Origin of the sequence: Rhodococcus sp. PML026, from assembly GCF_000963615.1 — a bacterium.
Lineage (GTDB): Bacteria > Actinomycetota > Actinomycetes > Mycobacteriales > Mycobacteriaceae > Rhodococcoides > Rhodococcoides fascians.
Genome location: NZ_KQ031372.1, coordinates 17,188 through 32,860, shown reverse-complemented (window position 1 = coordinate 32,860; position 15,673 = coordinate 17,188). Strand labels below are relative to the sequence as shown.

17 protein-coding genes and 1 pseudogene are annotated in these 15,673 nt (G+C 65.3%); 8 read left to right on the top strand and 10 right to left on the bottom strand.

All coding sequences use genetic code 11. The features are described from left to right. Together VF34_RS25275 and fbaA are read right to left on the bottom strand one after the other, a co-directional pair. Positions 1-611, bottom strand: a pseudogene (locus VF34_RS25275) (IS481 family transposase); the annotation flags it as partial. Between the two features lie 143 nt (positions 612-754). Beyond that, complete coding sequence (fbaA, locus tag VF34_RS10425; RefSeq protein ID WP_027494302.1) at positions 755-1,795, bottom strand: class II fructose-bisphosphate aldolase; 1,041 nt, start codon at positions 1,793-1,795, stop codon at positions 755-757. Between the two features lie 185 nt (positions 1,796-1,980). On the opposite strand from fbaA, the gene VF34_RS10420 reads away from it, so the two are divergent. Next, complete coding sequence (locus VF34_RS10420) at positions 1,981-2,721, top strand: VTT domain-containing protein (RefSeq protein WP_370878752.1); 741 nt, start codon at positions 1,981-1,983, stop codon at positions 2,719-2,721. 73 nt (positions 2,722-2,794) lie between these two features. Continuing rightward, complete coding sequence (locus VF34_RS10415; protein ID WP_027494304.1) at positions 2,795-3,460, top strand: DedA family protein; 666 nt, start codon at positions 2,795-2,797, stop codon at positions 3,458-3,460. A gap of 82 nt (positions 3,461-3,542) precedes the next feature. Here the strand turns inward: VF34_RS10415 and VF34_RS10410 are convergent, their stop codons facing one another. From VF34_RS10410 to VF34_RS10395, 4 genes are all read right to left on the bottom strand, one after another. Beyond that, positions 3,543-4,679 (bottom strand): glycoside hydrolase family 76 protein, encoded by a 1,137-nt coding sequence (locus VF34_RS10410; protein WP_032373679.1) that lies wholly within the window; start codon positions 4,677-4,679, stop codon positions 3,543-3,545. 62 nt (positions 4,680-4,741) lie between these two features. Continuing rightward, on the bottom strand, positions 4,742-5,425 hold the full coding sequence (locus VF34_RS10405; protein WP_045841394.1) for a TrmH family RNA methyltransferase: 684 nt from the start codon (positions 5,423-5,425) through the stop codon (positions 4,742-4,744). Further along, entirely contained in the window at positions 5,422-6,084 is a 663-nt protein-coding gene (locus tag VF34_RS10400; RefSeq protein WP_442970634.1) for a DUF6636 domain-containing protein, read from the bottom strand. The genes VF34_RS10405 and VF34_RS10400 overlap by 4 nt, the downstream gene beginning before the upstream one ends. Before the next feature lie 86 nt (positions 6,085-6,170). Continuing rightward, positions 6,171-6,959, bottom strand: a complete 789-nt coding sequence (locus tag VF34_RS10395) for an SDR family oxidoreductase (protein ID WP_027494308.1) — start codon at positions 6,957-6,959, stop codon at positions 6,171-6,173. Positions 6,960-7,049: 90 nt separating this feature from the next. On the opposite strand from VF34_RS10395, the gene VF34_RS10390 reads away from it, so the two are divergent. Further along, positions 7,050-7,499, top strand: a complete 450-nt coding sequence (locus VF34_RS10390) for a hypothetical protein (RefSeq protein ID WP_027494309.1) — start codon at positions 7,050-7,052, stop codon at positions 7,497-7,499. Here VF34_RS10390 and VF34_RS10385 read toward each other — a convergent pair. Continuing rightward, positions 7,426-8,127 (bottom strand): lysoplasmalogenase family protein, encoded by a 702-nt coding sequence (locus VF34_RS10385; RefSeq protein WP_045841393.1) that lies wholly within the window; start codon positions 8,125-8,127, stop codon positions 7,426-7,428. The two genes, VF34_RS10390 and VF34_RS10385, sit on opposite strands and share 74 nt — an antisense overlap. 90 nt (positions 8,128-8,217) lie before the next feature. Between VF34_RS10385 and VF34_RS10380 the strand changes: the two genes are divergently transcribed. The 5 genes from VF34_RS10380 to VF34_RS10360 all read left to right on the top strand — a co-directional run bounded on the left by VF34_RS10380 (position 8,218) and on the right by VF34_RS10360 (position 13,351). Continuing rightward, entirely contained in the window at positions 8,218-8,862 is a 645-nt protein-coding gene (locus tag VF34_RS10380) for an Rv1733c family protein (protein ID WP_155289523.1), read from the top strand. Between the two features lie 93 nt (positions 8,863-8,955). Next, the gene (locus tag VF34_RS10375; protein ID WP_032364936.1) at positions 8,956-9,417 is read left to right on the top strand and encodes a MarR family winged helix-turn-helix transcriptional regulator; all 462 of its coding nucleotides are present in this window, start codon (positions 8,956-8,958) and stop codon (positions 9,415-9,417) included. Then, on the top strand, positions 9,414-10,640 hold the full coding sequence (locus VF34_RS10370) for an MFS transporter (protein ID WP_027494311.1): 1,227 nt from the start codon (positions 9,414-9,416) through the stop codon (positions 10,638-10,640). The genes VF34_RS10375 and VF34_RS10370 overlap by 4 nt, the downstream gene beginning before the upstream one ends. 271 nt (positions 10,641-10,911) lie before the next feature. Then, positions 10,912-12,756, top strand: a complete 1,845-nt coding sequence (locus VF34_RS10365) for a hypothetical protein (protein ID WP_045841390.1) — start codon at positions 10,912-10,914, stop codon at positions 12,754-12,756. Positions 12,757-12,853: 97 nt separating this feature from the next. Then, positions 12,854-13,351, top strand: coding sequence for a class F sortase (locus tag VF34_RS10360; protein WP_230595207.1), 498 nt, complete (start codon positions 12,854-12,856; stop codon positions 13,349-13,351). Positions 13,352-13,409: 58 nt separating this feature from the next. Here the strand turns inward: VF34_RS10360 and pyrE are convergent, their stop codons facing one another. From pyrE to VF34_RS10345, 3 genes are all read right to left on the bottom strand, one after another. Continuing rightward, positions 13,410-13,958, bottom strand: a complete 549-nt coding sequence (pyrE, locus tag VF34_RS10355) for an orotate phosphoribosyltransferase (protein WP_027494314.1) — start codon at positions 13,956-13,958, stop codon at positions 13,410-13,412. 102 nt (positions 13,959-14,060) lie between these two features. Continuing rightward, positions 14,061-14,636: a LemA family protein gene (locus tag VF34_RS10350; protein WP_032373676.1), complete on the bottom strand. Its 576-nt coding sequence runs from the start codon at positions 14,634-14,636 to the stop codon at positions 14,061-14,063. A gap of 57 nt (positions 14,637-14,693) precedes the next feature. After that, positions 14,694-15,632: a type III secretion system chaperone family protein gene (locus VF34_RS10345; RefSeq protein WP_032364973.1), complete on the bottom strand. Its 939-nt coding sequence runs from the start codon at positions 15,630-15,632 to the stop codon at positions 14,694-14,696. Positions 15,633-15,673: the final 41 nt, after the last annotated feature.

Genomic DNA, 15,673 nt, shown 5'->3' with positions numbered 1-15,673 from the left:
CTGCCGATGGCGGTGATGGCTCCGGCGGTGGTCTCGGCGTGGCAGACGTACGTCGCGACGAGGGTGCGGGTGCAGTCGTCGAGAACCTCGAAGACGGTGGCTTTCCCGCCGCCGGAGAGTACGACTTCGGTGGCGTCGATCTGATAGCAGTCACGGGGTCGGGCGTATTGGAACCGGCGGTAGGACGATTTGGGTCGCTTCTTGGGTTCCGGGGTCACCAGGCCGTGGCGGGTGAGGATGTTGTTGATGGTCGATCGGGCCGGGACCTTCCAGCCTTTGCCGGCCCAATCATGTTCGGCGGCAATCTTGGTCAGCTCGTAGCGGATGTTGTCGGCACCGTTGTCGCGGCCCAATTCGCCGCGGAGCGCGATGATGCGGGCTTCGATGGTGTCGGGGGTGCGTGTCGGGCTCGAGCGGGGCCGGCGGGAGTCGAGTTCCCACCGGCCCCGTTCTCGGATCCGGGCGGCGTGACGGTTGGCGGTACTGCGGGAGAGCCCGTGATCGGCGCAGAAGCCTGACAGGCCTCGTTCGTCGAAGACGTCGGCTCCCTCGATGATCCATGCGGTCAAGGTGGCGTCGAGCAGGTTCATCCGGGCATCCGATCTGGCCATGGATTACTCCATAGCCGGTCACAGTGCCCCGCAGCATCATCACAGCCCGTGTGTCACATGTCCGTGGACATCTCGTGTCTCATATGTCCCCAGACTGAACACGTAGTGGGCTACGAGGTTCCGCTCACATGGGGTGCAGCCGCTTATCCGGCGCTGACGCTGCGTCCGGCCGACTTCAGGTCGTTGCAGGCCTCGATCACACGGGCCGTCATTCCGGCTTCTGCCTTCTTGAGGTAGCTGCGCGGGTCGTAGGCCTTCTTGTTGCCCACCTCGCCGTCGATCTTGAGCACACCGTCGTAGTTGGAGAAGAAGTGTCCGGCGATCGGGCGGCTGAATGCGTACTGGGTATCGGTGTCGACGTTCATCTTCACCGTTCCGTACTCGAGCGCCTCTTCGATTTCGCTCTTCGCCGAGCCCGATCCGCCGTGGAAGACGAAGTCGAACGGCTTCGAGCCCGATGCCAGGCCGAGCTTCTCGCTGGCCACACGCTGACCGTCGGCGAGAACGGACGGCTTGAGCTTGACGTTGCCCGGCTTGTAGACGCCGTGCACGTTGCCGAACGTCGCCGCCAGCAGGTAGCGCGAGCCGGCGTCTCCGGCACCGAGTGCCTCGACGGTCTTGAGGAAGTCCTCGTTCGACGTGTACAGCTTGTCGTTGATCTCGGCCTCGACGCCGTCTTCCTCGCCGCCGACGACACCGATTTCGATCTCCAGGATGATCTTCGCGGCCGCAGCGCGGGCCAGCAGATCCTTCGCGATCTCCAGGTTCTCGTCGATCGGCACGGCCGATCCGTCCCACATGTGCGACTGGAACAGCGGGTTCTTGCCGGCGTCGACGCGCTCCTGCGAGATCGCGAGCAGCGGACGCACATAGGTGTCCAGCTTGTCCTTGGGGCAGTGGTCGGTGTGCAGCGCGATCGTGACGTCGTATTCGGCAGCCACGACGTGAGCGAACTCGGCGAGCGCGACAGCGCCGGTGACCATGCTCTTCACACCCAGGCCGGAGCCGAATTCTGCGCCGCCGGTCGAGAACTGGATGATGCCGTCGCTACCCGCGTCGGCGAAGCCTTTGATGGCGGCGTTGATGGACTCGGAACCCACACAGTTGATTGCCGGGAAGGCGAACTTGTGTTCCTTCGCCCGGCCCAGCATCTCGGCGTAGACCTCGGGAGTTGCGATAGGCACGGCGTCATTCCTCCATTGAAAGTTCGATTGTGTCCTGTGCAGTATGGCAACCTCCGGGCTCGGTGTCGTGCGTACCCGCTCACGTCCCTCCCGGGTGGTTGTCCGTCGAGGGGTGCCGAACAGGCCATCGAGTTCACGGTCGGCCGACACCGACTGTTCAGGAGTTGCCGGTTTCGGCCGGTAGTGTGGGCGCGGTGAGTCTTCTTGCTGCTTCGGAATCGGTGACGACGAATCTGGCCCTGTTGCCCGGTTTCCTCGATCCGGTGAACCTGCTCAATTCCTTCGGTCACTGGGTCCTGATCGGTCTGCTGCTGGTGGTGTTCATCGAGTCCGGCCTGCTGTTCCCGCTGCTGCCCGGCGACTCGTTGCTCTTCACAGCCGGCCTGATCGCGGCGTCGAAGTCCACCGAGATCGAGCCCTTCGCGTCCATCTGGACGCTGGTCATCCTGATTCCCATCGCGGCGATCCTCGGCGACCAGGTCGGTTTCCTCATCGGCACCAAGGGTGGTGCCGCCCTGTTCAAGACGAACGACGCCCGATTCTTCAAGAAGAAGTACATCGACGAGTCGCACGTCTTCTTCGAGAAGCACGGCCCGATCACGATCATCCTGGCGAGATTCGTACCCATCGTGCGGACGTTCGCGCCGGTCGTCGCCGGTGCGTCGCACATGAAGTACTCGCTGTTCCTGACGTACAACGTCGTCGGCGGCATCCTGTGGGGCGCGGGTGTCACGGTTCTGGGGTACCTGCTCGGACAGATCGCGTTCATCCGCGACCACGTCGACATCATCTTCCTGCTGATCGTCGCCGTGTCCGTACTGCCCATCGTGATCGAGGTCGGCAAGCGCATGATCAAGGCCCGCAAGACTCCACTCGGGGAAGCAGCCGACGCGATCGAAGCCGACGCCCCGGACTCCAAGTCCTGATCGAGAAATTCCGAAAGCGATCGAGCCCGTGTCACTGAGCGCCACAGCATTGACCGCCACCGCACTGCAGACCGTGTCCACCGAGGCCGTCGGCAGTTTCGGACCGCTGCAGTCGGCGGGTCCGCTGGTCGTGTGGGTGATCGTGATGGCATTCGTGTTCATCGAATGCGCGGTGATCATCGGCCTGTTCCTACCCGGTGACTCGATGCTGATCACTGCGGGCATCGTCATGGCGACGCACGCGTCGGGCACCGGCCACATCTGGGCTCTCTCGGTCGGTGCGATGGTCGCGGCGATCGCGGGCAACCAGGTGGGATACATGATCGGCCACCGAACCGGTTCGACGCTGGTGGCCCGCAAGAACGGCAAGTACCTCAACACCAAGAACCTGCACAAGGTCAATCTGCTGCTGGAAAAGCACGGATTCTGGGCGGTTCTCGTCGCGCGTTGGATCCCGTGGGTGCGCACACTGTGCCCGATGGTCGCCGGGGCCGCGAAGATGGATCACCGTCGCTACACCATCGCCAGCACTCTGGGCGCGATCATCTGGGCACCGGTGCTGTTGCTCGTCGGCTTCTACTTCGGCTCGTTCATCCAACGCATCCCGTGGCTGATGCCCGCGGTGCTGATCAGCATGATCGTGCTGCTGGTCGTCGGAACGGGTCTGGGCATCTGGCAATACCGCAAGGAAATGGCGCGTCCCGAAGAGACGATCGTCGTCGACGAGGTTGTCGAGTAGGACCCGGAACGACCTGAAAACCGGCGGGAGTGCAGCCTGCGGAACGACCTAGAATCCGCGGGAGTGCAGCCTGCGGAACGACCTAGAATCCAGCAGCGCAGACGCGGTAGGCCGCTTCCATGAGCATCCAGCCACCGAGTTGCACGGACAGGTCGCGTTCGGGCACCTCAGACGGTCGGACCGTTCCCTCGGCGAAGGTGGCGATGTGCAGGCCCTGCCCCGGGAATCGTGCTTCGCGGGTCCAGTCGGCACCGAACAGTGGGTTGTCCTCCACTTCGAGTCTGTTCTCCCATGCGGCCTCGGCCGAGGCGAGGACGATTGCGGCCGCAACCTCTCGTGCACGGTCGTCGGCGTCGGTGTCGCCGGGTAGTTCGGTGGCCACCAACGCGAGGTAGCGCGCGAGGATCGGGTTGAACAGGCCCCCGTCTCCCCCGCCGCCGCCGGTGATGACGAGGTTGCGGGTGAGGTGGTTCTCGACGGCGTCGACCAGCGCGTGGACACGCTGCGCGTGCCTCGGCTCGCCGAGACGGAGTGCGAGTTCGGTTTCCAGGCCGAGTGCGACGCCCTGGCAGTAGCTGTAGATCGCGCGTTCGACCTCGCCGGACTTGCCCGCGTCGACGAGGGCGCGGGTGGAATGCATGCCGTCGAGGATCAATCCGGTGCGCGAGTCACGCAGGGTGCGGTCCATCCAGTCCGACATCTCCTGGGCCCGCCAGAGCCGACCGGTGCGGGCGAGCATGATCGCGGCCGGGCCGTTGGCCGGCGCGTTGTAGAAGTCGGATTTCTTGCGCCACGGGATGCCGCCGCCTTCGGCCGGAGCCCAGGCGTCGAACAGTTCCATCTCGATCTGCTGGATGCCGCTGCGGTTTCCGACGAAGTGCTGACGCTGCGCACGTTCGAGAGCCAACCCGAGCCAGGCCATGTCGTCGTAGTAGTTGTTGGTCCAGCCGGTGAGGTTTCGGGTGCGGTGCGCGCGGGTGATTTTCGTCAGGCGTCGTCGACGTTTTGTGGTGAGTTCGCGGTCGGCGGCATCCACTGCGCAGTCGAGCAGGTGTGCCTGCCACCAGTAGTGCCAGCGCAGGAAGGCACGCTCATGCTTGACGGGCGGCCACGCGACGACTCCGAGCGCCGTACCGGGCAGTCCCCACAGCCGACGCATGTGCCGTGCGACGACGGCCCCCTCCGCAGCGTCGGCACGCTGCGACCACAACTCCTGCATACCCGCAATCCTGCCACTACCGTTGCCGAACCGTTACATCCCGTCCTGGTAAGGCCCTGTCTTCACCATGCGGTATCGAGATCGGCGTGGCGACGAATCCACGAGTGCATCGCAATCCCGGCCGCAACACCGGCATTGATGCTGCGTGTCGACCCGAATTGCGCGATCGAGACCGTCATGGACGCGGACTCCCGCGCGCTATCGGAGACGCCGGGACCCTCCTGACCGAACAGCAGCAGGCAGTTGCGCGGCAATTCAGCCGTTTCGATCGGCACCGAGCCCGGGGTGTTGTCGACGGCGACGACGACGAGTCCCTGGTCCTCGGCGAACGCCATCAGCGCCTCCACCGAATCGTGGTGGTGAATGTGTTGGTACCGGTCGGTGACCATCGCGCCGCGACGGTTCCATCGACGCCGCCCGACGATGTGCACCGCCTGTGCAGCGAAAGCGTTGGCCGTGCGCACCACGGTGCCGATGTTCGCGTCGTTCGCGAAGTTCTCGATGGCGACGTGCAGTGAATGACGGCGAGTGTCGATGTCGGCGACTATGGCCTCGCGTCGCCAGTATCGATATGCGTCGACGACATTGCGTCGATCACCGGCGGCGAGCAGTTCGGGGTCCAGCCGCGGGTCGTCGGGCGGCGGCTCGTCGTGGGTGTCCGACCACGGGCCGACGCCGTTCGGGTTCTCACCCCATTCGGTGGGACCGGCTTCGGCCGGTTGGCCGTCGATCTCGTTCTCGCTCAATAGATTTCGTTACTGTCGGGCGCGATCCGGAATCCGTGACCGGTGGCGTCGTTCGCGCACGAGATACCGTTCTCGGCCGAGGTACAGGTGTAGCCACCCTCGGCGATGGTCGCACCGACAGCCAGCGGCGGATCCATCGATTCGCCACCCGAGGTGTACACCACTCCCCCGGAACACATGAATGCCGCGGGACCGTCGTTGGTCACGCGAATACCGTTGCCCCAGTTGATCATGCAGTCGTCGGGCCGCGGCGGGACCGGGGTGGTCGTACCTTGACACCCGGCCTCGGTGCGACTCGACAGCGGCACGATGCCGCATTGGAACAGTCCGTCGGGCGAGGTGAAGTAATAGGCCCCGCCGATCGCGGCATACGTCGTCTGCGGCTCCGCGACCGGTGGGGGTGGTTCGACCGGCGGGGGCGGCGGCGCTTCCGACGTGGTCGTCACCGGCGGCGGAGTCGTGGTCGGTGCGGTCGTCGTGGTGGTCGGCACGGGGGTGGTGGTCGACGACGGAGGCGGCGCTTGCGCAGCCGGCTCGCTACTGCAGCCGGTGAGGACGAGCGCCGACCCGACCCCGACAGCGACCGCCCACGCCCGCACCGTTCCGAATCGCACTGTCCCGAATTGTCTTGTCCTGCTCGACCGCACCGTGCTCAGCATGAAGAAAACCCGACCCACCTTTCGACACCTACTGCTCGAAAGACAGACGATACCGGCGCAGCGCCGGCATCGTCCGGTGCGGCGTTCTAGGTGTGGCTCAGACGGCGGTTGACTTCACGGGTGAGCCACGCAGGCGAGAACCGTGAACCGAGCGAGAGCGCCTTGGAGGGCAGTCCGACCGGGAAGTGCACCTTGTGCAACCGACGCTTCACCGGACGGGTGGCGTCGAAGATCGCGTCGGACACATCTTTGACGGTGAGCTTGATGCCCAACGAGCTCGTGGTGCCCGTCGAGATCTTCTCGGTCATCGCCGTCTGGACGAACAGCGGCCACATGGCCTTGACCGCGATGTCGTACTTGCTCCATTCGAGATCCAACGCCTCGGTGATGCCACGTACCGCGAACTTGGATGCGCCGTACGTCACCAACTCGGGCTGACCGTAGATGGCCGAGGCCGAGCACAGGTTGACGACCTGCGCGCCCGGGGTGTCCCTGAGGTAGGGGAATGCAGCGTGGGTGCCGTAGACGACGCCGTTGACGTTGATGTCGATCTGGCGGCGATGCACCGAGAGCGGCATGTCTTCGAAGGCCCCTGCAGCGAGGATTCCGGCGTTGTTGATCAGGATGTCGAGTCGACCGTCACCCTCGGCAACGAACTCCTTCAACCGGGTTTCCCACTGGTCGGAGTTGGTTACATCCAAAGTACCGGTGAACACTCGACCGCTGAGCGAAGCAGCTTCCTTGCCGAGTGACGCCAAACCGGTCTCGTCGATGTCGTACGCACCGACGAGGTAACCGTTGGCAGCGAACTTGAGTGCCGTTGCACGGCCGATGCCGGCCGCGGCACCTGAGATGAAGACAGTAGGTCGAGTCACATCGATCACCGTACATGTAACCCTACTTACGAGTAACCCCCAATCTCCGATCGATCGAACGCCGTCTCCCGACGGCACAGGAGTACCGAAGTGAACGACTCGAGGATCGTGCGAGCCGTCGTCGTCGTGGCGATCGGCTATTCGATAGTGCTGGCAGTCTGGATCGGCTGGCTCGTGGACAAGACCCCGCCCGGCACATTGCCGTACCAGTTGGCAGCCCTGGTGGCCGGATTCGGCGCGGCCCTCGGCCTGGCCATGATGATCGCCGGACGCCCCACGCGCGAGCAGAAGGATCTGATCGAACACGGCGTCGAGGGGTGGGCGACGGTGGACGCGATCCGGCGCATCGACGACGACACCGCCGAGCTGGACCTGGAGTTCACCGTGCCGGGCTCGAGCAGCTACTTCGGCAAGATCGTCTACGGCATTCCCCGAGCCGACACCGCACACTTCGAGCCGGGCACGGTCATCGCTGTTCGAGTGGACCCGGCCCATCGAGAGCGGGTTCTGCTGCTTCCCCGTCACGGCGTCGACGAGTAGTGGCCAGGGCGTCGACGAGCAGCATCTGAGCGGCCACGTACGTGGACAGGATCACCGCCTCCGCCGTGCGGCGCTGCCGTTCGTCGGTGAGGAACAGTCGTCGGTGGACGATCAGCGCGTCGGACACCGTGAACAGGATGCCGCCCACGACGAGCCGGCGATCACCCCCACGCGAGACCGACCGCGCAGACAACGTCGACGTCGTCGCGAGCACGCCGCCGTAGGCCGACAGGGTCGGGGCGACCGCCGGTTGGCGTCGAGCCAGCAGGATCGACGCGGCCAGCCAGCCCGCGTATCGCGGAACGGCGTCCAGCAGAACCGGTCGCGCACCACGACGCCACAGCAGAAACGTGTAGCAACTCTGCATGACTCCGAATGCAGTGGCACCGAGTTCGAGCGCCGAGTCGTCGTCCGGGTCGATCAACAGCAAGTCGCCGATGGTGGCGGCGACCAGACCCGTCGCCAGCACCCGGTCGTGTGCTGGATCGAGGGCGGTGGCCAATGCAGGAACGATCAGCGGCTTGGCAATCTTCTGCAGCCGTGCCGAGCCCCTCCACGCCCCGAGCACTGTCACCGCACCTGCTACCGACGCGGCAACGCGGGCACATCCCACCCGATCGAAGTTCACTTCCGACCTTTCCGGGGCGAATCCGTCATAACGACCGTCACATGTGACCCTGACCCCTATCGCTTGATACTCGCAGTGAGCGTGGGCATCGTGGACAGGTCGGTCGGATCATTTTCGAAAGCACTGGGGACCATCATGCGCCGCAAACTCACCGGGCACACTCGCATCGCAGGTGACGAGGTCGCCGGCTACCCCAATCCGCTTCTCCGCGACTGCGACCTCCGCCAGGCACAGATCAAGCGCTGGGTCGTCACCCTGTTGATCGTCATGGTGCCGTTCTCGCTGTGGATCGGCACCGGTGCCTACTCCGAGCAGCAGCAACGACTCGATGAGCAGCGCACGTCGATCCACCAGGTGACGGCCACCACGACCGATGTCGCAACCGTGGCACCGACTGCCGCGACCAGCTTCGACTCCACCAACGGTGGAGCCGTGACGGCCGTTCCCTCGCAGTGGGTCTACCGAGGCGTCGAGCACACCGGCCGCGTCAGCGTCGACACCGGGTCGCCGGTAGGTACGACCGCTCAGATCTGGGTGAACGACGCCGGCGAGCTGAGCCTGCGGCCACTGACCTCGTCGGATGTCGTCGCTGCCGCGATCTTCAGTGCCGTCGGAAGTTGGATCCTGGCGGCCACTGCGCTGATCGGCTTCTACTACGTCATGCGCTTCCGATATGACGGGCGCCGAAACGCCGAGTGGGATCGCGAGATCGCCGATCTACTGAGTCGACACTGATCCGCTCTCACTCCCCGAGCTCACCCCACCCGATTTCAACGGCAGGTGAGCCTCGCATTGCGATAGATAGTTAGTGTATGTAACAATAAACCGGTGAGCCATTCCCACGACGACCTCAAAGATCTGGTCTCGGAGCTGGTCACCAGTTCGTCACGCTTCGTTCGCTTGGCTGCCCGGTTCGGCAGCGACGAATGGCCCAGAGCGTGGATGCGGGCACTGTCGCTGCTCGAGGAGTATCAGCCCTTGCGCATCAGCACCTTCGCCGAGTTGGACCGATGCTCGCAGCCCTCGGCCACGGCACTGCTCGCGAAGTTGGGCAAGAACGGCCTGGTGACCAAGACGTCCGACCCCGACGACTCGAGGGCCGTGCTCGTCGAGATGACCGAGGCCGGCCATCGGTGGCTCGCCGCGAGTCGCCGTCACATCGTCGACGGACTCGTCCCGTACCTGTCCGACCGAGACCCGGAACAAATCCAGAAATTGACCGACGGCCTGAGCGAGCTTCGCAGCATCCTCGAACCCGTCGATCGCGAAAAGAGAGGAACTCTTTCGTGACCACCAGCACCTCCCCCGACAGCCTGCTGAAGCAACCGCGCGCCGTGTGGGCCGTCGCGTTCGCCAGCGTCATCGCCTTCATGGGTATCGGTCTGGTCGACCCGATCCTCAAGCCGATCGGCGAACAACTGCACGCCTCGCCGTCTCAGGTGTCGCTGCTGTTCACCAGCTACATGCTCGTCACCGGCGTCGCGATGCTCATCACCGGCGTCGTGTCCAGCCGATTCGGGCCCAAGCGCACATTGCTGGCCGGCCTGGCCGTCATCGTGGTCTTCGCCGCCCTCGCCGGCATGTCCGGTTCCGTCGGCGAGATCATCGGATTCCGCGCCGGCTGGGGACTGGGCAACGCCCTGTTCATCGCCACGGCGCTCTCGACCATCGTCGGCGCAGCATCCGGCGGCGTCGCCCGCGCGATCATCCTCTACGAGGCCGCACTGGGCATCGGAATAGCAACCGGCCCGCTGGTCGGCGGCCTACTCGGCGGATTCAGCTGGCGCGGACCGTTCTTCGGCGTCGCGGTACTGATGGCCATCGCATTCATCCTGCTGATCGTCATGCTCCCGGACACCCCCAAGCCCGCGCACACCACGTCGATCCTCGATCCGTTCCGGGCACTGCGACACCGCGGACTGCTGACCGTCGGCATCACCGCACTGCTCTACAACTACGGATTCTTCACCCTGCTGGCGTACACCCCGTTCCCCCTGGACATGGGCACCTACTCGATCGGTTTCATCTTCTTCGGTTGGGGCCTCTGCCTGGCCGTGGCATCGGTGTTCATCGCACCGAGACTGCAGCGGGCCTACGGAACGCTGAACATGATGATGCTCTCGCTCCTGCTCTTCGCCGTCGACCTCGGCGTCATGGCGATGTTCACCGAGAACAAGACCGTCCTGATCGTCGGAACCGTCGTGGCCGGCTTGTTCTTGGGCGTCAACAACACTCTGATCACCGAGACCGTCATGATCTCGGCACCGGTGGAGCGCTCGACCGCGTCGGCGGCCTACAGCTTCGTCCGCTTCACCGGCGGTGCCGCTGCTCCCTACCTGGCCGGCAAGCTCGGTGAATCCAACATGCACGTCCCGTTCTGGGTCGGCGCGGCCTGCACGGCCCTGGCCATCGTCGTCCTTGCAAGCGGCCGAAAAGTCCTCGCCCACGTGGACGAACACGAGCCGGCACCGCACAGCATCGACGAGGCCCGCGCGGTGACAGTAGGCGACTGAGCCTTTCGATCAACCGCTGGATCCGACGGCCGAGAGCATCGCTCTCGGCCGTCGACGTGTATCAATGGCCTCATTCGTCACATCCGTCTCATCAGTAACACTTTGGTAACCAATACCTCAGTAAAGGACTTTTCGGTTCGATGTACCGTCCGGTTGGTTTACGGTCACGTCATCACGGTTGTTCGTGTGACTCACCAACAACACTCGTTCCGCGTGGGAGGACGGGTGCGCGCAGCTCACTGCTGCCACTGACCGAAGGGCCACAATCTCCATGTCGCAGAAGTCGATCGCCAGGTCCAAGAAGGCGCGCCTCGCCGCAGCCGGGGCCGCCATGGCACTGTCCCTGTCCATCGCCGCACCGGGAATCGCCAGTGCTCAACAAGAGCCCCCAGAGAGCTCCGAGGTTCAAGCACCGGCGGGCGAAGAATCCGAAAGCGTCGAACCCGCCGCTCCCACAGGCGAACAGGGTGCCGCAGTAGAAGGATCGGGCACCGCAACAGCCGAAGGACAGATCGACGCACCTGTCCCGGCCGTCACGTCCGAGGACGCAGCCGCGGCCGCCGCAGCCGCAGTCCCGACACCCGAAGCCCCCTCCGCCGTTCGTCCACTGCCGCAGATCACCGGCGGCGTCGTGTTCAACGAAGACGGCACGGCCACAGTCAATCTCGATGTCATTCCGCAGTTGTCCGACGCCGAGAAGAAGGCGATCGCCGACGCCGAGGCCGCCAGCAAGGAAGCTGCAGCCGCATCGGCTGCCGCCCAGGTACGACTCGAGACGGCCAAGGCAGCCGAGGCCACCGCGAGCACCGACGCCACCAAGGCCGAGGTTGCTGCTGCCGAGGCAGACGTCAAGGCCAAGGCCGCCGTCACGGCCGCCTCGAACGCCAAGGTCGAGAGCGCAGCAGCGAGCGCAGCGGTCACCGCAGCGAAGAACACCGCTGCCGAACTGAAGACCAAGGCCGACGAAACCAAGGCCGCCGCCGACAGCGCTGCAACAGTCGCAGCCGAGGCAGAGGCGAAGGCGAAGGAGCTCGAAGCCGCAGCCGTCTCGGGCGACCCCGACGCCACCGCCGCAGCCGAGGCGGCTCGTGCAGACGCCGACGCGAAGGCCGAACTCGCCGCCACCGCCAAGGTCGATGCCGACGCATCGAACAAGGCGCTCGCGGATTCCGTTACCGCTGTTCAGGATTCGTTCAAGAACTTCAATCTCGCCAAGGTGACCGCTGCAGTTCGCGCTGCCGCTGCCACTGCCGCGAAGTCGCTGGCACTGAACATCGAGGCTCAGACCGCTGCCGCAGTGGCTGCAGTGGCCGAGCAGAACGCGAAGAACCTCGAAGCCGCCGCCGAGGCCGCCGCAGGTGAAGACACTGCATCCGAGAAGGCCGCAGCCGACGCCCGCACTGCAGCCGACGCAGCAAAGGCCGATGCCGACGCCAAGGCCGAGGCGGCAACCGCTGCCCAGGCTGCACTCGATTCCGCGCCGTCGGACGCCGATGTCGCCGAGTTGCAGGCCAAGGCCGACGCAGCCGCAGCGGCACTGGTGACGGCGAATACGGCCGTCGAGACGGCGAACGCCGACCTGCAGGCCAAGACCGACGCAGCCGCGACCGCCAAGACCAAGGCCACGGAGGCAGCAGCCACGCTGAAGACGGCTCAGGACGCCGCAACGGCCGCCAAGACCGAAGCCGACGCCAAGGCGAAGGCCGAGGCCGATCTCAAGGCCGAGGCAGCCGAATTGGCAGCCAGCGGACCGAAGTTCGAGTGGACCATCAACCTCGGCAACACCGTGAAGGAAGACGTACCCGTCACCGAGGTCGACGAGAACACCGTCGTCGTCGACAAGACCGGAGTCTCGCTCGTCGGCGTCAAGAACGAGGACGGATCCTTCACCGTCGCGGACTACTTCACCACCGACGACAACGGCGTCGTCAGCGTGGCCGGAGAGCTCCCGCCGGTCGATCTGGCACTCGGCGATTCCTCGAACGAGGCGTCGGGCGCTTCGGACAGCTCGTCGAACACCCCGGTGATCCTGGCCGGTGTCGGCGTGGTCGTCGTCGCAGCTGCCGGTGGCGCGTTCTACCTGCGTCGCCGCAGCTCCACCGATGCCACCTCGTAACACCCGCTGGCTGTGGACGGCGATCCTGACGTTCGTTCTTCTCGTATCAGGTTGTGCGAGTGACGAAGTCGGGATCGCCGCACCCGATCGTTCGCCGGTGCAGTCACAGATCTCGGGGGCTGCACCGACGGGCGATGTCGCCCCCTCTCGACCGGAGTACATCGAGCTGCGCTCGGCGGACGGGTCGACCTATCTGAGCAGTCCCATTCATCCGGACCCCCTCTATCGCGGCGGGGAAAGCGGGCAGGTGCTGAACCCGGTGGACGAACTACCCGCGTGGTGGGCCGAGAGCGGAATGCCAGGAACCGACACCGAACAAACCGTTGTCGTTGCCGGACACAACTATTCGAAGCGTGATGCACCGTTCAAGGCACTCCGGGTGGTGACACCTGGAGATACTGTGGTGCTACGAACGGCCACCGGCACTGTGGAGTACGCCGTCGAATCGGTAGGCCCGCTCCCGAAGGGATCTCTGTTGGCGGACAACGACCTTCGCAAATCGGTACCTGGACGATTGATCCTGGCCAACTGCGACGTCCAAGGCGGCGAGCCGACCGACGACAACTTCGTCGTCGTCGCGCAGCTGATTCGCTGAAACAGGCTTGTAGACAATCACTGTCGCGGCCGGGCCCCCGGTCCGGCCGCGACAGTGGCTACAGACCGAGGTCTGCCAAGCCCAGCAGTGATCGGTATTCCAGCCCTTCGGCGGCGATCACATCGTCCGCACCCGTCGCCCGGTCCACGACAGTGGCGACCCCGACCACCGTCGCGCCCGCGTCGCGCAGGGCTCGAACCGCGGTCAGGGGCGAATTGCCGGTCGTCGTCGTATCTTCCACCACCAGAACACGTTTGCCGACGATGTCCGGTCCCTCGATCTGACGCTGCATACCGTGCGCCTTCGCTGCCTTGCGCACCACGAATGCGTCGATCGGCCGGCCCTGCGCGTGCATGATCGCCATCGCTACGGGATCTGCGCCCATCGTCAAACCGCCGACCGACGCGAAATCCCAGTCGGCGACGAGTTCGCGCATCAGCGAACCGATCAAGGCACCTGCGCGATGATGGAGGGTCGCCCGACGCAGATCCACGTAGTAGTCGGCTTCCTTGCCCGAGGACAACGTCACCTTCCCGTGCACGACGGCGAGCTCTTTCACCAGATCGGCCAGTTCCTGCCTGTCCGAATTCGCAGCGCTGTCGGCCATGTTCGGGTTCCTCTCGTCGTGCCATGAGGCGGTCGGGTCGGTACGAACTTACCCACCGAGATTCTCGACCACCCGCACCCGGGTACTGGGCGCAGCGATCCCCTACGCGGCGACCTCGGCGGCGCGGTGCTCGTCCAGGGACTCCTTGGTTTCGACGAACGGTTCGGGCGCGGTCACCGAGCGAGCCTTCGCGACCAGCGACGAGGGGAACGATCCGACGGCCTCGGACAGCTGATACGCCGTGTCGTTGTACACCCGCACCGCGCCGGCAATCCGCTTCTCGGTGACCGTCAGTTCGCCGGCCGGCCCCTGGAACGCCCAGTTGCCGACGACACTGCGGCGCGCTTCGGCGTCGTCGAGAACCGCATGGAAGGCGGCGGACAGAGCGTTCTCGGCGGCAGCCTGCGCCTGCAGGCCCAGTCCGCGATCACGGACTGCCTTGGACCACGAACGCGCTCCGGCGAGCTGACGCTGCAGGTCGCCCGACAGGTCCGCCGACTCGGCCGCAGCCAGAAACGGTTGCAGTTGGTCGTATCGACGCTCTAGCTCGATGTCGACGAGCCGTGCGCTCTGCTCGGCCAGACCGCGGTACCGCGCGAGGCGGCGCACCACACTCAGGACGTAGCCGAGAACGACGAGTACCAGCACGAGGACCACAACGCCCGAGAAAACCGTCACGAGGTACGAATTTAACGGTGCCCGGCCGCCGAGGCCGGTAGGCACGCCCGAGAATGATCAGGGTTGGTTGCGTCGCCGATCCGCATCGAACGGAATCGGACGGGACACGGGCGGACGCGGTACCGGTCGCACCGGATTCACCGATCGAGTGGCCTGCGGTCCGCTCTGATCCGGCCTCGGTGGACTCGGCCGTCGAGTCGCCTCCTGCGGACGAGAATCGGCAGCAGGACTTCTCGTCTCCACACCGCGAGGCTCGACACTGCGCGGCGGGACGTTTCCGGACTGCTGGTTGCGGGGCGGCCCGACGCGCGGTTCCTGCACCAACGGTCGACCCGGATCGCTTCGATCACGAACGGACTCGCCGCCGCCCGGACGCGAGCCGTACACCGCGCTACCGCGCACCGGCGGCAGAACGTGAAGCATCCCCGACAGTCGCGCCACCGCATCGATCGCGGCATCCCAATCGCGCCCCGAGCTGGTCAGGGGCATCGATCCGAGAGTCCAGTCCTGTTCACTCCACAACAGCTGCAGATTCTCGGGAATCGACTCGGTGAACGCCGCCATCCGCTGGTCACAGACACGACGAGCGATGTCGACGTCGGTGGCGAACACCACTCGCGGTCCGATGGACCCGAGCAGTTGCATGTCCTCGTCGCGCGGAGGTGGCGTCGAGCGGGGCCTCAGGTCGATATCGACATCGGAGCCGACGGAACGCTGGACGGCCACGATGGTGCCCGTCTCCTCGACGTCGAAGAGTACGAACTCCTCACCACGCCGAACTCCGGTGACGACGCCGAGAGCCACATCGAACTCGGGCTTGGACAGCGCGGCGCGCGAGAACTGGGTGACCAGCTCTCGGTCGTGGGGTCGGTACTCGTACCCCTGGGCCTTGGCCCACATCTGCCGTACCCGACCGGATCGATCTCGCTTGGATCGGTCGATGTAGAGCAGCGCTGCTGCGCCCACGAGTGCAATTACCGCCAGGCCGAACCACATTGCCGTCATCGCGAACCACCTTAATCGACTTCCACCTCGCG

Bases quoted from the DNA above. Each gene is read 5' to 3' on its own strand.
- VF34_RS10400 (WP_442970634.1), bottom strand. From the start codon at position 6,084: ATGCTGAGCACGGTGCGGTCGAGCAGGACAAGACAATTCGGGACAGTG.
- VF34_RS10365 (WP_045841390.1), top strand. From the start codon at position 10,912: ATGTCGCAGAAGTCGATCGCCAGGTCCAAGAAGGCGCGCCTCGCCGCA.
- VF34_RS10410 (WP_032373679.1), bottom strand. From the start codon at position 4,679: ATGCAGGAGTTGTGGTCGCAGCGTGCCGACGCTGCGGAGGGGGCCGTC.
- pyrE (WP_027494314.1), bottom strand. From the start codon at position 13,958: ATGGCCGACAGCGCTGCGAATTCGGACAGGCAGGAACTGGCCGATCTG.
- VF34_RS10345 (WP_032364973.1), bottom strand. From the start codon at position 15,632: ATGTGGTTCGGCCTGGCGGTAATTGCACTCGTGGGCGCAGCAGCGCTG.